18 protein-coding genes are annotated in these 17,263 nt (G+C 59.9%); 8 read left to right on the forward strand and 10 right to left on the reverse strand.

The genetic code is table 11. From position 1 onward, the window contains the following. Positions 1-24: 24 nt before the first annotated feature. Positions 25-984: a DNA-binding protein YbiB gene (ybiB, locus tag ACJ8J4_RS12215; RefSeq protein WP_264383880.1), complete on the forward strand. Its 960-nt coding sequence runs from the start codon at positions 25-27 to the stop codon at positions 982-984. A gap of 48 nt (positions 985-1,032) precedes the next feature. Beyond that, positions 1,033-2,889, forward strand: coding sequence for a M3 family metallopeptidase (locus tag ACJ8J4_RS12220; protein WP_025302075.1), 1,857 nt, complete (start codon positions 1,033-1,035; stop codon positions 2,887-2,889). 63 nt (positions 2,890-2,952) lie between these two features. Here the strand turns inward: ACJ8J4_RS12220 and ACJ8J4_RS12225 are convergent, their stop codons facing one another. The 3 genes from ACJ8J4_RS12225 to ACJ8J4_RS12235 form a co-directional block, all read right to left on the reverse strand. Then, a complete protein-coding gene (locus tag ACJ8J4_RS12225) occupies positions 2,953-3,588 on the reverse strand; it encodes a carbonic anhydrase (protein ID WP_025302076.1) in 636 nt (211 codons plus the stop codon). A gap of 286 nt (positions 3,589-3,874) precedes the next feature. After that, complete coding sequence (gene bhsA / locus ACJ8J4_RS12230) at positions 3,875-4,135, reverse strand: multiple stress resistance protein BhsA (protein WP_025302077.1); 261 nt, start codon at positions 4,133-4,135, stop codon at positions 3,875-3,877. 167 nt (positions 4,136-4,302) lie between these two features. Then, positions 4,303-4,932 (reverse strand): flavin reductase family protein, encoded by a 630-nt coding sequence (locus ACJ8J4_RS12235; protein ID WP_043137081.1) that lies wholly within the window; start codon positions 4,930-4,932, stop codon positions 4,303-4,305. A 118-nt stretch (positions 4,933-5,050) separates the two neighbouring features. On the opposite strand from ACJ8J4_RS12235, the gene rlmF reads away from it, so the two are divergent. The 5 genes from rlmF (at position 5,051) to ACJ8J4_RS12260 (ending at position 10,015) form a co-directional block, all read left to right on the forward strand. Beyond that, positions 5,051-6,016: a 23S rRNA (adenine(1618)-N(6))-methyltransferase RlmF gene (gene rlmF / locus ACJ8J4_RS12240; protein WP_442516072.1), complete on the forward strand. Its 966-nt coding sequence runs from the start codon at positions 5,051-5,053 to the stop codon at positions 6,014-6,016. Positions 6,017-6,310: 294 nt separating this feature from the next. Beyond that, positions 6,311-7,615, forward strand: coding sequence for a methyl-accepting chemotaxis protein (locus ACJ8J4_RS12245; RefSeq protein WP_099816767.1), 1,305 nt, complete (start codon positions 6,311-6,313; stop codon positions 7,613-7,615). Positions 7,616-7,797: 182 nt separating this feature from the next. Continuing rightward, positions 7,798-8,367, forward strand: coding sequence for a TetR/AcrR family transcriptional regulator (locus ACJ8J4_RS12250; RefSeq protein WP_025302081.1), 570 nt, complete (start codon positions 7,798-7,800; stop codon positions 8,365-8,367). Between the two features lie 11 nt (positions 8,368-8,378). Next, a complete protein-coding gene (locus ACJ8J4_RS12255; RefSeq protein WP_025302082.1) occupies positions 8,379-9,017 on the forward strand; it encodes a GNAT family N-acetyltransferase in 639 nt (212 codons plus the stop codon). Continuing rightward, positions 9,005-10,015, forward strand: a complete 1,011-nt coding sequence (locus tag ACJ8J4_RS12260) for an alpha/beta hydrolase family protein (protein ID WP_197764700.1) — start codon at positions 9,005-9,007, stop codon at positions 10,013-10,015. The genes ACJ8J4_RS12255 and ACJ8J4_RS12260 overlap by 13 nt, the downstream gene beginning before the upstream one ends. Positions 10,016-10,017: 2 nt before the next feature. Here the strand turns inward: ACJ8J4_RS12260 and ybiO are convergent, their stop codons facing one another. The 6 genes from ybiO to dps all read right to left on the reverse strand — a co-directional run bounded on the left by ybiO (position 10,018) and on the right by dps (position 15,868). Next, the gene (gene ybiO, locus ACJ8J4_RS12265) at positions 10,018-12,237 is read right to left on the reverse strand and encodes a mechanosensitive channel protein (protein ID WP_053089864.1); all 2,220 of its coding nucleotides are present in this window, start codon (positions 12,235-12,237) and stop codon (positions 10,018-10,020) included. 153 nt (positions 12,238-12,390) lie between these two features. Continuing rightward, positions 12,391-13,113, reverse strand: coding sequence for a glutamine ABC transporter ATP-binding protein GlnQ (gene glnQ / locus ACJ8J4_RS12270; RefSeq protein WP_004939230.1), 723 nt, complete (start codon positions 13,111-13,113; stop codon positions 12,391-12,393). Then, entirely contained in the window at positions 13,110-13,769 is a 660-nt protein-coding gene (glnP, locus tag ACJ8J4_RS12275) for a glutamine ABC transporter permease GlnP (protein WP_004939229.1), read from the reverse strand. Before glnP ends, glnQ begins: the two co-directional genes overlap by 4 nt. A gap of 103 nt (positions 13,770-13,872) precedes the next feature. Continuing rightward, positions 13,873-14,616, reverse strand: coding sequence for a glutamine ABC transporter substrate-binding protein GlnH (gene glnH / locus ACJ8J4_RS12280; protein ID WP_004939223.1), 744 nt, complete (start codon positions 14,614-14,616; stop codon positions 13,873-13,875). 339 nt (positions 14,617-14,955) lie between these two features. After that, complete coding sequence (locus ACJ8J4_RS12285; RefSeq protein ID WP_049208895.1) at positions 14,956-15,222, reverse strand: DksA/TraR family C4-type zinc finger protein; 267 nt, start codon at positions 15,220-15,222, stop codon at positions 14,956-14,958. Positions 15,223-15,364: 142 nt separating this feature from the next. After that, on the reverse strand, positions 15,365-15,868 hold the full coding sequence (gene dps, locus ACJ8J4_RS12290) for a DNA starvation/stationary phase protection protein Dps (protein ID WP_025302086.1): 504 nt from the start codon (positions 15,866-15,868) through the stop codon (positions 15,365-15,367). A 356-nt stretch (positions 15,869-16,224) separates the two neighbouring features. On the opposite strand from dps, the gene ACJ8J4_RS12295 reads away from it, so the two are divergent. Next, positions 16,225-16,776: an AAA family ATPase gene (locus ACJ8J4_RS12295; RefSeq protein ID WP_442516073.1), complete on the forward strand. Its 552-nt coding sequence runs from the start codon at positions 16,225-16,227 to the stop codon at positions 16,774-16,776. Here the strand turns inward: ACJ8J4_RS12295 and nanQ are convergent. Continuing rightward, a complete protein-coding gene (nanQ, locus tag ACJ8J4_RS12300; protein WP_025302088.1) occupies positions 16,758-17,225 on the reverse strand; it encodes an N-acetylneuraminate anomerase in 468 nt (155 codons plus the stop codon). The genes ACJ8J4_RS12295 and nanQ overlap by 19 nt on opposite strands. Between the last annotated feature and the right edge of the window lie 38 nt (positions 17,226-17,263).

Consider the following 17,263-nt stretch of genomic DNA (forward strand, 5'->3'; position numbering starts at 1 on the left):
AGAGTGAGCTGAGGGAACCTTCGGATGGATTACACCAAAATTATCAAAGAAATAGGCCGCGGCAAAAATCATGCGCGCGACCTGGACCGGCAGACCGCCTTTGAGCTGTATCAGGCGATGCTGGCCGGGGAGGTCCCCGAGCTGGAGCTGGGCGGCATTCTGATCGCGCTGCGCATCAAGGGCGAAGCCGAAGAGGAGATGCTGGGGTTCTATCAGGCGATGCAGCAGCAGGTCTTGCCGCTGCAGGCGCCGCAGGGGCGGCCACTGCCGGTGGTGCTGCCGAGCTACAACGGCGCGCGCAAGCAGGCCAACCTGACGCCGCTGCTGGCGCTGCTGCTCGCGAAAGTGGGCCTGCCGGTGGTGGTGCACGGCATCCTGGACGACAGCACCCGTGTGACCAGCGCCGAGATTTTCCGTGCCCTGGGGCTGCCGTGGTCGGAACAGGCCGCTCATGCCCAGCGGCGTCTCGATAACGGCGAGGCGGTATTCATGCCGGTTTCCGCGCTGTCGGCGCCGTTGGCGCAGCAGCTTGGGCTGCGTTGGCGCATGGGGGTGCGCAACAGCGCCCATACGCTGGCCAAGCTGGCGACGCCGTTCGGCGAACAGGATGCGCTGCGCCTCGCCAGCGTCTCTCACCCGGAGTATGTTGGCCGGGTGGCGTCGTTTTTCCGCCAGATCGGCGCCCGCGGGCTGTTGATGCACGGCACCGAAGGCGAAGCCTACGCCAACCCGCAGCGCTGCCCGCAGATTCACCATATCGTCGGCGGCGAACAGCACGTATTGCTGGAGCGCACCTTGCAGGATGAAACGCCGGCATTGCCGGCGGCGAAAGACGCGGAAACCACCGCACGCTGGACCGAGCGCTGCCTGGCGGGCGAGGTGGCGATCCCGCAGGCTATCCAGCGGCAGGTCGCCTGTTGCCTGGTGGCCGCCGGCGAGAGCGAGACGCTCGAGCAGGGGCTGCAGCGCCTGCGTCAGGCCTAAGCGCGACTATACTGGGATATTTTTCCTCATCGGCTGAGAAGGACGGTTATGCAACAGGCTCTCGATTACTTCAATCAATTGAACCAGGATTACCTCGACGTTCACCGCGCCAAAGAAGAGCTGTTCTGGCAAAACTACATGGGCACCGGCGATGAAGGCGTGTCGGCGCGCTTTTCCGCCGCGGAAAGCGCCTATAAGCGCTTTATCGCCGAACCGCGCCGGCTGGCCGAGATCCGCAATCTGCTGGCCGGATTGGAAACGCTGCCGCAGGAGGCGCAGCGCGATGCGCTGATCCACGGCCTGCAAGGCTGGCTGCGTTTCTTCGACTGTAACGCCATTGAAGATCCGCAGGCGCAGGCGTTGTTGGATCAGATCATTCACGCCGAGTCCGATCTCTACTCGCGCCGCAAGGGCTATCAGGTCACACATCTGAACGCCGACGGCCAGCGGGTGGCGGCCTCGCTCGGCGAGCTGCTGACCAACCAGGCGACCAACCCGAACGAAGACTACCGCCGCAGTTCGCAGCAGGCGCTGCGCGACCTGGAGCAATGGCTGCTGCATAACGGCCTGCCGGAGCTGATCGGCCTGCGCAACCGCTTTGCGCGCCAGATGGGCTATCGCAACTATTTCGACTACAAGGTGAACAAAACCGAGCGCATGACGCCGGAGCAGCTGTTCGCCATTCTGGATCGTTTCGAGCGGGAAACCCGCGAGGCCAACGCGCGCAGCCTGCAACAGCTGGCGGCCGACAAGGGCGGCCAGGCGCTGGAGCCGTGGAACGTCCGCTTCGCCAGCGCCGGCGACGTCACCCGTCAACTGGATCCTTACTTCCCGTTTTCTCGTTCGCTGGAACGCTGGGTCGACAGCTTCAAACGCCTGCACATCGGCTTTGGCGGCGCCGAGATGAACCTCGATCTGCTGGTGCGCAAAGGCAAGTATGAGAACGGCTTTATGCACGGCCCGGTGCCGCCGTTTGTGCGCCAGGGGGAATGGGTGCCGGCGCGCATCAACTTCACCAGCCTGGCGCAGCCGGGGCAGGTGGGCAGCGGCGCTTACGGGCTCAACACCCTGTTCCACGAGGGCGGCCACGCGGCGCACTTCGCCAACATTCGCCAGAATGCGCCGTGCTTCTCGCAGGAGTTCCCACCGACCTCGATGGCCTATGCCGAAACCCAGTCGATGTTCTGCGACAGCCTGCTGGACGACGCCGACTGGCTGAAACGCTATGCGAAAAACGCCGCCGGCGAAGCGGTGCCTGATGCGCTGATCGAGGCCGGCATCGCGGCGCGCCAGCCGATGCGTGCGTTCAACGAACGCCACATCCTGCTGGTGCCGTACTTCGAGTGGGCGCTGTACCAGTGGGATGACGAGCAGCGCACGCCGGAAGCCATTACCGCGCTGGCGCGCGAGGTCGAGCAAAAGATCCTCGGCATCAGCGGCAGCCCGCGTCCGACGTTGGCGATCCCGCACCTGCTGTCGCTAGAATCTGCCTGTTCCTACCAGGGCTATCTGCTGGCGATGATGGCGGTAGAGCAAACCCGTCACTTCTTCCTGCAGCGCGACGGTTACCTGACGGACAACCCGGCCATTGGCCCGGATCTGGCGCAACACTACTGGTTGCCGGGCAACAGCGTCAGCCATGACGACACGCTGCGCAGCCTGACCGGCGAAGGGTTTAATCCTGACTATCTGGCGCAGGCCTGCAACCAGACAGTGGCACAGGCGTGGCATGAGGCGCAGCAGACGATGGCCGCCGCGGCCAAGCGCCCGCAGCCGCCGGCAGATTTCGATTTGCAGGCGCACATCCGGGTGGTGGATGGCGAGACGGTATTGGCGGACAACGCCGAGGGTGACGAGCGGATGTGCCGCGACTTCGCTGCGGCGATAGAGGCGCGCTTGCCTTAAGGCTGGCAATAAAATCCACGCCGCGGCGTGGATTTTATTTAATGATAAAAACCGGGCGTTATTTTATTCGAAATAGACGTCGGGATTATCGGCCAGAGACACGAAGCTCTTGGTGTTTCTATCCAGCGTGCGAATTTCGCCGCTTTCGATGTCGTATACCCAGCCGTGTAGGCGCAGCCCACTGTTGCGCAGACCCACCGCCACAGAAGGGTGGGTTTTGATATTATTTAGCTGAGCAATAACGTTCTCTTCGACCATAGCGTTCACTTTGTCTGTTTCGCTATCCCAGGTTTTCTTCTCGACCACCGCTTTGGCCGCATCCGCGTAGTGCAGCCAGTGGGCAACGGCAGGCATGGGATCGAGGCACTGACAGGATGCGATAGCCTTCATGGCGCCACAGTTTGAGTGGCCACAAATCACGATATCAGTCACGCCCAGCGCCACCACCGCGTATTCGATAGTCGCAGAAACCCCACCCGGCTCCGGGCCAAAGGAAGGGACGATGTTACCGGCGTTACGGATAACGAAAAGCTGCCCAGGTTCTTGCTGCGTCACCAGCTCGGGCACCAGACGGCTGTCAGAACAGGAGATGAAAAGCGCTTTAGGATTTTGGCTGGAGGCCAGGCTGCGAAAGAGTTCCTTACGCTGCGGGAAAATCTCTTTCTGGAAACTGAGGAAACCTTCAATGATATGTTGCATACAACGCTCTCTGCATCTGTAGTCTGCGTAACATGATAATCATCCTCTCCCGTTAGTCCAGCAATGGGGTGGTAAAAAAATGTGTGCTTAACTGCCTGCAAACCCCATTAAATAAAGGGTTTCTGCCTGTTGGCGACGGTATTTTCCGGGTCGTTGACGCGTGGGTTGCTGACAAAGCGGACGATAGGAAAATTGCTGTCGTACCCATTCAGCGCTGACGTACGCGAACATAAAAAAAGCCCGCCGGGATGATATCCGGCGGGCTTTTTGACGTCTGGGGCGGCGATTATTTGTAGATAACCGCGGTGGCGTGCATCAGGTTATTGCCGCTGGTAGAGGTGATGGTGAAAGCCTTGGCGCCTACGGCATCGGCTTTGGCGGCCAGCTGAGAGGTCAGGCTGCTCAGGTCGGTTGCGCCGCTGGCGACGATCACGCCGGCTTTTTCGAATTGGGCGGCATCCTGGGCGCTGACGTGTTCAGCGGCAAAAGTGGTGAAAGAAACGGTGGCCAGAGCAATAGCAGCAGCAAAAGTTTTGATGGTTTTCATGTTCGTCATTCCTGTCAAAGTGAATTAGGGAGAAAGGGTTTGCCTTTCGATGGGAAGATTATTGCGCAGTGACAGGCGGGATGAAATCGGAGAGTGTTGATAGTTTTATTCAGAATTTTTGATTATTAATTCCCCCCGTTTATCTTCTGCATAAACGGGGGAAACGATCAGCGTGACGGGCGCGTCAGATCGAAACGGTGCTGTTCGGAAATGCCGTAGTAGGCGGTCGGGCCGCCGGCGCGCAGGATAGGTTCGGCGGCGGCGGTCTGGTAGACGCCGTGTTCATCCAGCAGCGCCGGATCGAGATGCACCGCCACCACCTCGCCCAACACCAGCCAGGTCTCCACCTGTTCCCCGGCGGCGGTTTGCAGTTGGATGCATTGGGTCAGCCGGCATTCGAAGTTCACCGGGCTTTCGGCCACGCGCTCGGCTTTGACCCGGCGCCCGGGCAGCGGCGTAACGCCGGCGAAGGCGAATTCGTCCTCACCGCGCGGCAGGGTGATGGAACTATTGTTCATCGCTTCCGCCAACGGGCGCGTCGCCAGGTTCCAAACGAACTCGCCGGTTTCTACGATATTCGCTACGCTGTCTTTCCAGCCGGTGCTGGCGAAACCGATGATCGGTGGACGGTAGTTGAAGCAGTTGAAAAAGCTGTAGGGCGCCAGATTACGCAAGCCGGCGGCGCTACGGGAAGAGATCCAGCCGATGGGGCGCGGGCCGACGATGGCGTTCAGCGGATCGTGCGGCAGGCCGTGGCCGGCGGCGGGTTCATAATAATAGCGAGATTCACGGTTCATGGGGGACCCTGCGGCAATCGATGAAGCTTTCATTGTGGCGGGTTTCCCGCCGCTGCGCCATTGCGGGCCGGATGTGTTATCTTACGCGCCGGAAATCCCTTCAAGAGAGCCCGTCACGGTGGAAAAAAAGAAAACCTTCCCGCAGCAGAAAAGCGGCCTGCATCCGCGCAACCGTCATCGTTCGCGCTACGACTTCCCGGCGCTGATCGCCAGCTGCCCGGCGCTGGCGCCGTTCGTGAAACCGAACGCCTGGGGCGATGTATCGGTGGATTTCTCCGATCCGGCGGCGGTGAAAATGCTCAACCGTGCGTTGCTGCAACACTTTTACGGCATCGAACACTGGGATATTCCAGCTGATTACCTGTGCCCGCCGATCCCCGGCCGCGCCGACTATCTGCACCACCTGGCGGATCTGCTGGCGACCAGCAACGGCGGCGAGATCCCGCGCGGCAAGGGCGTGGCGATCCTCGACGTCGGCGTCGGCGCCAACTGCATCTACCCGATCGTCGGCCTGCGCGAATACGGCTGGCGTTTCACCGGGTCTGAAATCGATCCGGTGTCGCTCAACGCGGCCAAGATGATCGTCGAGATGAACCCGACGCTGCGCAATAGCGTGCGTCTGCGGCTGCAAAAACAGCCTGAGCTGATTTTTAGCGGCATCATCGGCGCGGCCGAGAAATTCGACGCCACCCTGTGCAACCCGCCGTTCCACGCGTCCGAGCAGGAAGCGCGCGCCAGCACCCGCCGCAAGCTGCATAAATTGGGCAAAGGGGAAGTGGCCGACAAGCCGGTGCAAAACTTCGGCGGCAAGAACAACGAGCTGTGGTGCGAAGGCGGCGAAGAAGCCTTTGTGCGCAAGATGGTGGAAGAGAGCGTCAGCAAGGCCAACAACTGCCTGTGGTTCACTTCGCTCATCTCGAAAAACACCACGCTGCCGGCCATTTATCATGCGCTGAAGGTGGCGGGCGCGGCCGAGGTGCGCACCATCGAGATGGCGCAAGGGCAGAAGATCAGCCGCTTCGTCGCCTGGACCTTCCACGACGCCGAGCAACAGGCCACCTGGGCAGCCGAACGCTGGCGTTAATCCTTCCGGCGCCGGTTATCCTGCCGGCGCCGACAAAAAACCGCATTTTACCTTTCAATTTTCATCACTTACGTTATTCTCAATACAGTTTTCATAATAAAAATCTTAGGTTGTTGGTTTATTTAAATTCGAATAATTACTTTACTGAATAAATAAATTTAATCCGGTTAAGAGCAATAACCAGAAGGAGCGGCGCTGCCCGTTCCTTCCGCGATGGCACGTCTGCGTGTGGGCGCGGCATGTGGCCAGGAAAAATAAGAAAAGCGCCATCATCTGCCACAAGGACTACACCTTATGCTGTTACGATTCAGTCAGTTAACCACCCACAAAGGCGCCGAGCTGAGCGCGATAGAACACGCCGTTCCGATGATCGTATTTTCGCTCGACGGCACGGTCTTGCGCGCCAACGATCTTTTCCTCAGCACGCTGGGATTTCAACGCGATGACGTGATAGGTCAGCATCACCGTATTTTCTGCGATCCGAACTATGTCGCCAGCCCGTTATATCGCAAACATTGGGAGACGCTGAATAAAGGCCAACCCATCACGGACACCATAAAGCGCATCGCGAAAAACGGCGAGGCGGTGTGGCTGCAGGGCACCTATGCGCCGGTGCTGAATAACCAGGGTAAGGTGGTGGAAATCGTCAAGATCGCCAGCGAAGTGACCGAGCGAGTGACGCAGGCGCAGGAACACCGCAGCCTGCTGGCGGCGTTGAATCGCTCGATGGCGATGATTTCTTTCACGCCGCAGGGCACCATTGTCAGCGCCAACGACAATATGTTGGCGCTGATGGGCTATCGGCTGGAAGAGGCGTGTGGGCAGTCGCATGCGGTGCTGTGCCCGCCGGAGTTCGCCGCTTCCGACGATTATCGGCGGCATTGGCAGCGCCTGGCGCGCGGCGAGTTCATCACCGGGCGTTTTGAGCGCGTCAACCGGCGCGGTGAACGGGTATGGCTGGAGGCCAGCTATAACCCGATCCTCGACAACGACGGCCAGGTGGTGAAAGTGGTGAAGATCGCCCAGGACATCACCCGGCTGATGCAACAGCAGCAGCACGAAGAAGAGATGGTGCGCAACGCGCATCATCTGTCGCTCGATACCGATCGGCAGGCGGCGCAGGGCGCGATCATCGTGCAGCAGGCGGTGAAGGGCATGCAGCAGGTCGAAGCGGCGGCGCGCGAAACCTCAGACGTGGTCACCGAGCTCGGTAAGTGCTCTCAGCAGATCGGCACCATCGTCGAAGCCATTCGTAAAATCGCCTCCCAAACCAACCTGCTGGCGATTAACGCCTCCATCGAAGCCGCCCACGCCGGTGAGCACGGGCGCGGTTTTGCCGTGGTGGCCAACGAAGTGCGCACGCTGGCGGAGCAGTCGCGCAAGGCGGCGACCGAGATCGAACGCATGACCAAGTCTATCCAGCAGGGCGTGGCGGCGGCGATCGCCGGCATGGCGACCTGCGTGGAACAGGCTGGCGGCGGCGTGGCATTGACCCATGACGCCGGAGAAGTGATCAACCAGGTCAACATCGGCATGCACGACGTCGTGAAGCTGATGCAGGCGTTTACGTCGGTGAAGCAGGGCGACGCGCTGCACTGAGTGTGCCGGGCGCCGCTCCTAAAAGCGGGGCGGCGTTTGCCTCTTCCTACCGATTCCTGCGCCGTTGAGCTGCGGTTCAATTTTATCGGTCTATGCTAGACTTGAGAATGAACGAACGTTCGTTCATTTGTTGATGTCAATTTGTGGCGCCAGGCGCCCCTTCACCGTTTCGGGAACTGACGATGGGAAATCGAGAAAAGATTGTCGAGGCCGCGCTGCACAGCTTTACCCATAAGGGATTTCACCAGACCAGCATGCGAGATATCGCGCAGGCAGCGGGCGTCAGCGTCGGCAACCTCTATAACCATTTTTCCGGCAAGGAGGCGTTGATCGGCGAAATTGCGCTGCTGGAAAACGGCATATTCGCCGAGTTCGCCGCCGGATTGCGGGCCGACAGAACGCGGCCGAAGCAGGCGCTGTCGGCCTTTTTCACCGCCTATCACGCCTTTGTCGCCGAGCCGGCCAATGTGCAACTGTCGGCGGAGATCGTGGCGGAGGTGGCACGCAACCCGGCGTTGGCCGAGCCGTTCAGCGCCAACCAGCGGCAACTGATTGAGGCGCTGGCGACGACGATCGCCGAGGCTCAGCAAACCGGTGAGATCGCAGCGGCGATAGCGCCGTTACCGCTCGCGCAGCTGGTGCTGGACGTGATCGAAAGCCAGGCCTGGCGGCAGGCGATCTTTGCGTCGCCTGCGCCGGAGGAGACCGCGCCGGTGCGGCTGTTGGAGCAGCTGCTCTACCGCCAACCCTAGACGAGGTTGATATGTTGCATATTGATCCTTATCGCGACGCTGATCGCCTGCAAACGGCGGCGCTGATCTACGCCGCGTTCAGCGACAAGTTTCAGCGCGCGCGCCGTCTCAGCGCCCGCCTTCAGTGGCGTCTGTTCTATCGGCTGTGGAGTTGGCAGCAAAGCGGCAGCCGGGAGCGCAGCTTCGTGGTGAAGCAAGATGAACAGGTGGTGGCGGCCTTTGCGCTCAATGCGGCCGCTGGCGAGAACAACGTCGGGCTGCGTCCGCGCACCTTGCCGATTTGGCGGCTGTGCCGCCGCTATGGCTGGCTGAACGTTTGGCGCATGTATCTGCAAATTGCGGTGCTGCAGCACACTCCGGCGGCCGGTGAGCTGTATCTCTCTTACCTGGCGGTGGCCGAGAACCAGCGCGGTAAAGGGGTGGGCAGGCGGCTGCTGCAGTGGATGAACGACTACGCCGCCGAACAAGGCACAGGCCGGCGTCTGAGCCTGCACGTCAGCCGGCGCAACGTGGATGCGCAGCGTCTGTACCGGCGCTGCGGCTTTCAGGTGCGGCGCGAAGAGCATTACGCCTCGCTGGGCTTACTGTTCGGCCAGGCCGATTGGATATTGATGGAGAAACGCAACGGGGAGGCGACGTGCGCAAAATAGGGCTGTGCCTCGTGGCGCTGGTTTTGGCGGCGTTTGGCTGGGTGATTTACGTCAACGACTTTCGCTTTGTCACCGAACCGGTCGTGGTGACCGCCGGCGGCAACCGGTTGACCGGCACGCTGGTGTTGCCGCAGCATGCGCCGATCAAGCCCGGTATCTTGGTGTTCGTGCACGGCGATGGGCCGGCTAACGCCAGCCGCGACGAAGGCTATTACGGCATTTGGGAGGCGATGGCGCAGCAGGGCTATGCGGTTTTATCCTTCGATAAGCCGGGCGTTGGCGGCTCCGGCGGCAACTGGCTGCATCAGACCATGGCGGATCGCGCACGGGAAACCGCCGATATCATCGACTGGGCCCGGCGGGACGGGCGCTTCGATGCGCGCTGCGTGGGGCTCTGGGGCACCAGCCAGGCGGGGTGGGTGATGCCGGAGGTGGCGCGTTTGCGCCCCGACATCGCCTTCACGCTGGCGTTGGCGCCGGCGATCAACTGGCTGCGGCAAGGGCGTTATAACACCCGGGCAGCGATGGTGGCGGCAGGGGACAATGAAGCGTCGATCGCCGCGCGCGAGGCGCACTGGCGCCACATTCAAACGCTGCTCGAACAACCGGACGGCTACGCGCAGTACCGCCGTGAGTATGGCGCCACCGCCGCATTGAGCGCCGACCGCTGGCGCTTTATTCGCGCCAACATGGCCAGCGATGCGACGGCGGGATTACGAAATTTCAACACGCCGGTACACCTGATACTGGGCGGGCGTGACGTCAACGTGGACGCGGACGAAACCGAGCGCGTTTATCGGCAAACGGTCCCGGCCTCGCTGTTGACGGTGACGCGCATCGACGAAGCCGACCACGTGATGATCAAACCGCTGTTCGCGCGCCATCCGTGGCTGATCAACGTGGTGGGCCTGTTTGCGCCGCGCTCGGTGCAATACGATGCCTACCGGCAGGACGTGGCGGCCTTCCTGGCCGCTCAGCCCTGCGGGCGCGGGCGCTAACCTCAGATCGCCGCGGGCGGCGCCTGTTCTTCGTGCGGCTGCGGCGCGCGGGAGATCTGCATCGCCTGTTGCGGCATGCCGATACCGGCCCGATCGAAATGGATTTTCACCAGCCGGTCGAGGGCGTATTGCACCACCCACTGTTTCAGCGCCTGCGTGCGCACCGTCACGCGGGTGGTGAACGAGCGATCGCCCAGCGCCACCACGCCGTTGAAGACCGGCTCGCCAATCAGGAAATGCTTCACCTGTTCATCCTGCTTCAGCGCCTCGATGGCCTGATGCAGCACCTCATTGACCCGATCGATGTCCTCGTCGCGGCTGACGGTGTAGTTGGCGCGATACACCCCGAACTCACGCGCATAGTTGGCCAGCGTGGTGATCGAAGAGTACGGCACGATGTGATAGACGCCGTAGTCGTCGCGCAGGCCGATCGAGCGGATGGTCATGCGCTCCACGGTGCCGGTGATGCCGCTGACGGTGACGTATTCGCCGGTGTTCATGCCATTTTCGAACTGGATGAACACGCCGGTGATCACGTCTTTCACCAGCGTCTGGGCGCCGAAGCTGATGGCCAGCCCCAGCGCACCGGCGCCCGCCAGCAGCGGCGCGATGTTCAGCCCGACCTGCGACAGTACGATCATCACGGTAATGGTGCTGATAACGATAGCCAGCACGTTGCGAAACAGCGTCAGCAGCGTGCGTTCACGCGCGCTCGGCCGCACGCCGTTGCTCAGTTCCAGCGCCAGGCGGTGTTCGATGATGCTGGCCATCAGCGTCCAACTGAAGACGGCGATCAGCAGGATCAGCAGGATATGCACCAGCCCGCCGAGCGTCCGCTGGCCATTTTCGCTGCCCGCCCACTGGTACAGGTTGATCAGGTGCCAGGCGTCGAGCAGAAACAGCGTCACCGCCAGCACCACCATCACCCGCAGTATCTTCAACCCGTTGGGGATGTAGGAGTTGATGCGCCGCTCGAGCATCGGATAGCGCAGATTGACGTCGGTCGGCAGCGAAATGCGGCGGAAAATCCAGCGGGTCAGCATGCCGGACAGCAGGGCGCCGACGCCGACCACCAGCAGGCTTTTCACCGTGGCGCTCATCATAAAGCGCAGGCTGTTGCCGATGTCGAACTGAGACAGCACGAACAGCACCAGAAAATAGGCGATCGCCAGCAGGTGCCAGATATGCCCCAGACCGCGCAGGATCACGCTGAAAAACGCCATCGACCGTTCGGCCAGCAGGTTGATCTGTTGCTGTATCGGTTTGCGGTTGTGCAGGATCAGCCAAATGGCGTACAGCGTCAGCGCCAGCATCACCACCAGGTTGACGGCGGCGGCGGCCGGGTAGCTTATTTGTACCGCCACCACCGGCACCACCACCATCAGGCCATAGCCGATCAGGCCGCTGAGCCAGGCGAGGCGCGTGTTCCAGTAGCGTGCGCTCCGGTCGCTGAAGGGGAAGGGACGCAGGTAGTCGAAGTTAGGGGCGAAAATCAGCCGCAGCACCGCCTTGAAAAATTCAATCACCGCGAAGGCGCTGAGAAACAGGGTCTGCAGCCGCAGAATGGTGGCGCTGTCGGCGTGGACGTGGCGGGCGAACAGATTGCCCGCCGCCAGCGCCAGCAGCAGCACCAGCAGATCGACGGCGAAAGCGCCGAGAATGGCGGCGGGGCGCTTATACCACGGGCCGCGCTGCAGCCGCGCATTGTGCCCCCAACTGCCCATGCGTTTGTACAGCGGCGCGATCAACCGCCGGATCAGGTGGAACAGCGCAAAGGTGACCGCCACCGTCAGCAGAAAGTAGCCCAGCGCGCGGAAAAAGCCGGCGGGATTGAAAACGCGCTTCGGGCCGGAGTCGATCAGCTTTTGCAGCGCGCCGAGCTTCTGGTTAAAGGTGCCGATGCCTTCCTGCGCCAGCGAGTTCAGGCTGTCGCTCAGCGTGGCTGGCGTCGATTCCTCCGACGTTGCCGGCGCTGCGGCGGGGGCGTCGCCGGCGGTCTGTTTCAGGTGATTGATGAGTTCCGCGCGCGCTTTGTCGTCTTGCAGCAGATCGGCCAGCGCGGCGTAGGCGGTCTTCTGCTGCTCGCTCTTGTCGGCGGGCGCAGGCGGCGCGTTTTGCGCCAGCGCCGGTGGTGCGAAGACGCTCAAGGTCAGCAACAGCAGCAGGAAAAGCAGGTGTTCTCGCAGATGAGAACCTCGTCGGGAGTATGCGTTTGGCGGCATTGTTCCTCTCTTTGGCGTTCTGTGATCGGCGGATGTCAGAGCAATACGATGAAAACAATGAATATAGTAGGAAAGGAAACGCGATGGGGCGTGGGAACGCGTGCGGAATGAAAGCGGCGGGCGCGTGGCGCGCCCGCCGTTAAACAGCCAGGATCAGGAAACGTGCTGCAGGAACTCCTGCAGACGCGGGCTTGGCGGATGGTTGATCAGGTCGTGCGGGTTGCCGTCTTCGGCAATCCGGCCCTTATCGATAAAGATCAGGCGCGACGCCACTTTTTCGGCAAAGCCGACTTCGTGGGTGACGATGACCATCGTCATGCCTTCCTCGGCCAGATCCTGCATCACCTTCAGCACTTCGTGGCGCAGCTCCGGATCGAGCGCAGAGGTCGGCTCGTCGAACAGCATCATTTTCGGCTTCACCGCCAGCGCGCGCGCAATGGCCACGCGCTGCTGCTGGCCGCCCGACAGTTCGGACGGGTAGTGGTGGGCGCGCTCCGCCAAACCGACCTTAGCCAGCAGCTCGCGCGCCAGCTTTTCCGCATCGGACTTCTTCGCGCCGCGCACGCGGATCGGGCCAAAGGCGACGTTTTCCAGCGCCGTCAGGTGCGGGAATAGGTAGAACTGCTGGAATACCATGCCGGCTTCCTGGCGGATCAACCGATCGTCCACTTTCGGATCGTTGGCTTTTAGGCCATCGACGATCAGATCGCCGCTGGTCACCTCTTCCAGCTTGTTGATGCAGCGCAGCAGGGTGGATTTGCCAGAGCCGGATGGCCCGATGATCACCACCACTTCGCCTTTGTCGATCTTCAAATCGATGTTGTGCAGCACCTGGGTTTGGCCAAAATGCTTGGAGACGTTTTTAAATTCAATCACAGGATTTTCATCCTTCTTTCCAGACGACGCAGCACGAAGCTCAGCACCAGGGTAATAATCAGGTAGATAACCGCCACGGCGCTCCAGATTTCCAGCGCGCGGAAGTTACCGGCAATAATTTCCTGACCCTGACGGGTCAGCTCCGCCACGCCGATCACGATGAACAGCGAGGTGTCTTTGATGCTGATGATCCACTGGTTGCCCAGCGGCGGCAGCATGCGACGCAGCGCCAACGGCATAATGACGTAGCGGATGGTTTCGCGGCGCGACAGGCCGAGCGCCAGGCCGGCTTCGCGGAAACCGTTATGAATCGACAGCACCGCGCCGCGGGTGATTTCCGCGATGTAGGCGCCGGAGTTGATCATGATGGTCACCACCGCCGCGGTGAACGGATCGATGCGCAAATCGGTGAACGCCATCGGCAGGGCGAAGTAGATGAACATCACCTGTACCACGATCGGCGTGCCGCGGATCACTTCGATAAACACCAACGCGATGTGGTTGGCGATCCATCCGCCGTAGGTGCGGGCAAAGCCGGCGACGAGGCCGATGATCAGGCCGCCAATCAGACCGAGGACCGAAATCCACAGGGTCATTTTGGCGCCCTCTAACAAGATAGGAATGGCGGGCCAGATGGCGCTCCAGTCGAACTGCATGATATTTCTCCCGGTGATCCCAAACGTGGGTATCAGATACAACGAAGCGCAGGGGGTTAAGCGACCCCCTGTGCTTAAGTTAATAGCTTGCCAAATTCACAGCTTACTTAGGTTCGGTACCGAACCACTTCTTGTAGATTTCGTTATAGGTGCCGTTCTCGCGCAGGGTTTTCAGCGCGCCGTTCACCTTCTCGCGCAGCTCGTCGCTGCCTTTAGGGAAGGCGATGCCATACTGCTGCGCTTCCAGCGAATCGCCGACGGTTTTGAACTTGCCGGCGCCGGCCGTCTTGATGAAGTATAGGATGTTTGGCGTGTCGTGCAGCACCGCATCGGCGCGCTTGGTGCCCAGCTCCATGTAGGCGTTGTCGATGTTAGGGAACTGACGCAGATCCTTGGTTTTGATGTGCTGCTTGGCGTAATCCACCGAACCGGTGCCGCTCTTCACCGCCACCACTTTACCATTTAGATCGTCGATGCTTTTCACGCTGTTGTTGTCGGCATTGACCATCACCAGCAGGCCGCTCTTGTAGTAGCCGTCGGAGAAGTCGATAGCTTTCTTGCGCTCATCGGTGATGGTGATGCCGGCCAGCGCCAGATCGACGTTTTTGGTCTGCAGCGCCGGAATGATGCCGCCGAAGTCCATCGGTTTCAGGGTGTAGTCCAGCTTCAGCTCTTTGGCGACAGCCGCCCACAGATCGATGTCGAAGCCGACGTATTTGTCGCCTTGTTTGAACTCAAAAGGAACGAAAGCGGTGTCGGTGGCAACCACCAGTTTGTCTGCTGCGTGGGAACTTACGGCAAAGGCCAGAGAGAGTGCGGCCAGGGAGACTTTAAAAATCGACTTCATGAGAGGAATTCCTGTACAGGTTGCGGATTACCCATTTTTTATATTGCAGTTGGTGCCATGAAAAAATCGTGCCATGTTTTCAACTACTATAAAAACAAAGAGTTACTTCGTGATGTTGTGCCGAAAAGGCGAATTGTTATGGTTGTGCACCACAATGAGGCACCGAAATGGTGCGTAAGAATTATCTTGGTGCACGGGGCTATCATTAACCAAATTTTGGCTGTGAAACAACCGTTCTTTAACGTTTTTGCTTCAATATTGATAACTAACTCTAACTTTCATGATGCACCGACGGTGCAAGCGGGGGCCGCGAGAGGAGAAAAAGGGGAGCAGATAATGCTAACGCAACTGGCTGTCTTTGCTGCCGCGCCGGTTGTACAGGCTATTGGCCGCGTGTTTTTTGTCTTGTTCTGCCTGGCAGGCGAGACAAAAACGCACGCCTGTTAACGCCTTGCGGCGCGCCTCGGGGATCGGTTCTCCGCATTCCTGGCAATAGCGTTCGCTCTCGCCATGCCCGAGCGCATCACGCGCACGCTGCACCGCATCGTCGACGGTGGAGTCAATCTGATCTTGTACGGCGCCGTCTGCCGCCCAGCCGCTGGCCATCATCACCTCCTAACAAGGGAACCCTACCGTTTAATATGGGCCGTTTTTTGCACAATTCAACGACCGCGCAAAAGAAAACAGGCCGGGCGAAGCCCAGCCTGTTCTGCCCGGCACGACGGGCGGTCTGCAACGCGTTGCGGCGTTATTCGATATTGGATTCGATGAACCACAGGAACTTGTCCAGATCGCGCGATGCGGCGGTGAACATGTCGGCGGTGTCTTCATCTTCCACTTCGGTAATGGCCTTACGGATGTCATTCGCCACCGCGCCGTAGCGATCGGCCAGCGCTTTCAGGTGTTCTTGCACGCTGTGGATATTGGTCGGATAGCTTTTCAGCGGCGTCTGATCGTTAACGACCTGTACGGTGCCCAGCGCCACGCCGCCCAGTTGCACTACGCGCTCGGCGAAGGTGTCCTGATGCTCGATGATGGCGGTGCGGAAGCCGTCCAGCATTTCATGAACCGCGATGAAGTTCGCACCGCGCATGTTCCAGTGCGCCTGTTTGGTGATCAACGAAAGATCGATAAATTGCACGACCTGATGGTTCAGCGCCTTGATGGCGGCCAGTTTGACTTTTTCGTCCAGATCGTTACGGGTATACAGCAGATCAGAAGATTTCGTTTTCACCAGTTTAGCGGTACTCATATCAGATATCCTCTTGATTAGTCGTTGTCCTATTTCGTTACGGGATCAATTATAGCAGGGGTATTTATTTTTGCCGTACGAAAATGGCTATTGCACAAATAGGCTTGGTCTAATGTCAATATTTTAATTTGGTTTGTGTTTCTATGTAATGCAATGAATTTAATTGCTATTTTTATTTTTTTGTTATTGTTTTGGTTAGTGACGATTTATCCCTGTTATCTTATTTTCTGCGGATAGGCTGATTCGACTAAATATCCATATTGTTATCGTGCTGTTAATTGTAAGCCTATTCAGATTGATAGCCGTAATTGATGCGGTTAAAGTAAGGGAATTATCCCAGTTTTTATTGGCGAGTGATGAAAATTAACGTCGTCGGCACCAGCGGCAGCGGTAAAAGCACCCTGGCGCGTCAATTGGCGGAACGGCTTGACGTTCCCTATATCGAGATGGACAGCCTGTATTGGCGGCCCGAGTGGCAGGGTACGCCCGATGACGCGTTCCTGGCGCGGTTAGAGCAGACGCTGGCCGAAGCGGGAGGAGGCTGGGTGCTGGACGGCAACTACAGCCGCACGCAACCGATTAAGTGGCGCGAAGTCGATTATATCCTGTGGTTGGACTACGGCTTCTGCCGCACGCTGTGGCAGGCCGTGCGCCGGGCGTGCCGACGCGCGGCCAGCAAACGTGAGCTGTGGCCGGGCACCCGCAATCGTGAAAGTTTCCGCCGTTCTTTCTTCAGCCGTGAGTCGATCGTGCTCTGGACGATCCGCACTTACTCGAAGAACCGGCGAAAATACCTGGCGGAGATGGCCCGTACCGATGTAGGGCGCCATTTCAAGCGCTTGCGCTCTCCCCGCCAGGCCGCCGATTTTCTACGGGCGCTGCCGCAGGGTCACAGCAGCAGGCGGTGATGGATCCTCACCACCGCTTTCTTAATGTGCTGCGGGCGCTGCCATAGGCAGCCGGTCTTGTGCGGTTCCATCTGGAAAAAGATCGCGAACATACCGTGCGTCATGTGCAGCGTTTGCGGGTGACGTTTAATGTCCAGCAGCAGCAGATCGCTATTTTCCGCGTGGGGGTGTTCACGATGCCCGTTGCCCGCCAGGCCGTATTCGATTCGTTCTTCACCGGTGATCAGCAGATGCAGCGCGATGTATTCCTGATGCATTTCGGCGCGCTTTTCCGCCGCCGGCGCGGTGGTCAGCGTCATCACGTCCATAAAGATGTTGTCGCCGTCGATCGGGTGATGCCCCAGCGCCAGTTCGGGCAGGTCGCATCGGCGCAACTCGGTCAGGGTTGAAACCAGCGCCGGCGCGAGTCCGCGGCCGAAGCGTGGGTTGAACAGGCTGTTGTGAATCACTGTTATTCTCCATGTGAGCGAAAGTCCAAAGAGCCTGC

This window comes from Serratia sp. CY47280 (assembly GCF_052168655.1).
Taxonomy (GTDB): Bacteria; Pseudomonadota; Gammaproteobacteria; order Enterobacterales; family Enterobacteriaceae; genus Serratia; species Serratia bockelmannii.

Bases quoted from the DNA above. Each gene is read 5' to 3' on its own strand.
- ybiO (WP_053089864.1), bottom strand. From the start codon at position 12,237: ATGCCGCCAAACGCATACTCCCGACGAGGTTCTCATCTGCGAGAACAC.
- ACJ8J4_RS12250 (WP_025302081.1), top strand. From the start codon at position 7,798: ATGGGAAATCGAGAAAAGATTGTCGAGGCCGCGCTGCACAGCTTTACC.
- glnP (WP_004939229.1), bottom strand. From the start codon at position 13,769: ATGCAGTTCGACTGGAGCGCCATCTGGCCCGCCATTCCTATCTTGTTA.
- bhsA (WP_025302077.1), bottom strand. From the start codon at position 4,135: ATGAAAACCATCAAAACTTTTGCTGCTGCTATTGCTCTGGCCACCGTT.
- ACJ8J4_RS12220 (WP_025302075.1), top strand. From the start codon at position 1,033: ATGCAACAGGCTCTCGATTACTTCAATCAATTGAACCAGGATTACCTC.
- ACJ8J4_RS12255 (WP_025302082.1), top strand. From the start codon at position 8,379: ATGTTGCATATTGATCCTTATCGCGACGCTGATCGCCTGCAAACGGCG.
- ACJ8J4_RS12295 (WP_442516073.1), top strand. From the start codon at position 16,225: ATGAAAATTAACGTCGTCGGCACCAGCGGCAGCGGTAAAAGCACCCTG.
- ACJ8J4_RS12285 (WP_049208895.1), bottom strand. From the start codon at position 15,222: ATGGCCAGCGGCTGGGCGGCAGACGGCGCCGTACAAGATCAGATTGAC.
- ACJ8J4_RS12245 (WP_099816767.1), top strand. From the start codon at position 6,311: ATGCTGTTACGATTCAGTCAGTTAACCACCCACAAAGGCGCCGAGCTG.
- ybiB (WP_264383880.1), top strand. From the start codon at position 25: ATGGATTACACCAAAATTATCAAAGAAATAGGCCGCGGCAAAAATCAT.
- ACJ8J4_RS12225 (WP_025302076.1), bottom strand. From the start codon at position 3,588: ATGCAACATATCATTGAAGGTTTCCTCAGTTTCCAGAAAGAGATTTTC.
- ACJ8J4_RS12235 (WP_043137081.1), bottom strand. From the start codon at position 4,932: ATGAACCGTGAATCTCGCTATTATTATGAACCCGCCGCCGGCCACGGC.
- glnH (WP_004939223.1), bottom strand. From the start codon at position 14,616: ATGAAGTCGATTTTTAAAGTCTCCCTGGCCGCACTCTCTCTGGCCTTT.
- dps (WP_025302086.1), bottom strand. From the start codon at position 15,868: ATGAGTACCGCTAAACTGGTGAAAACGAAATCTTCTGATCTGCTGTAT.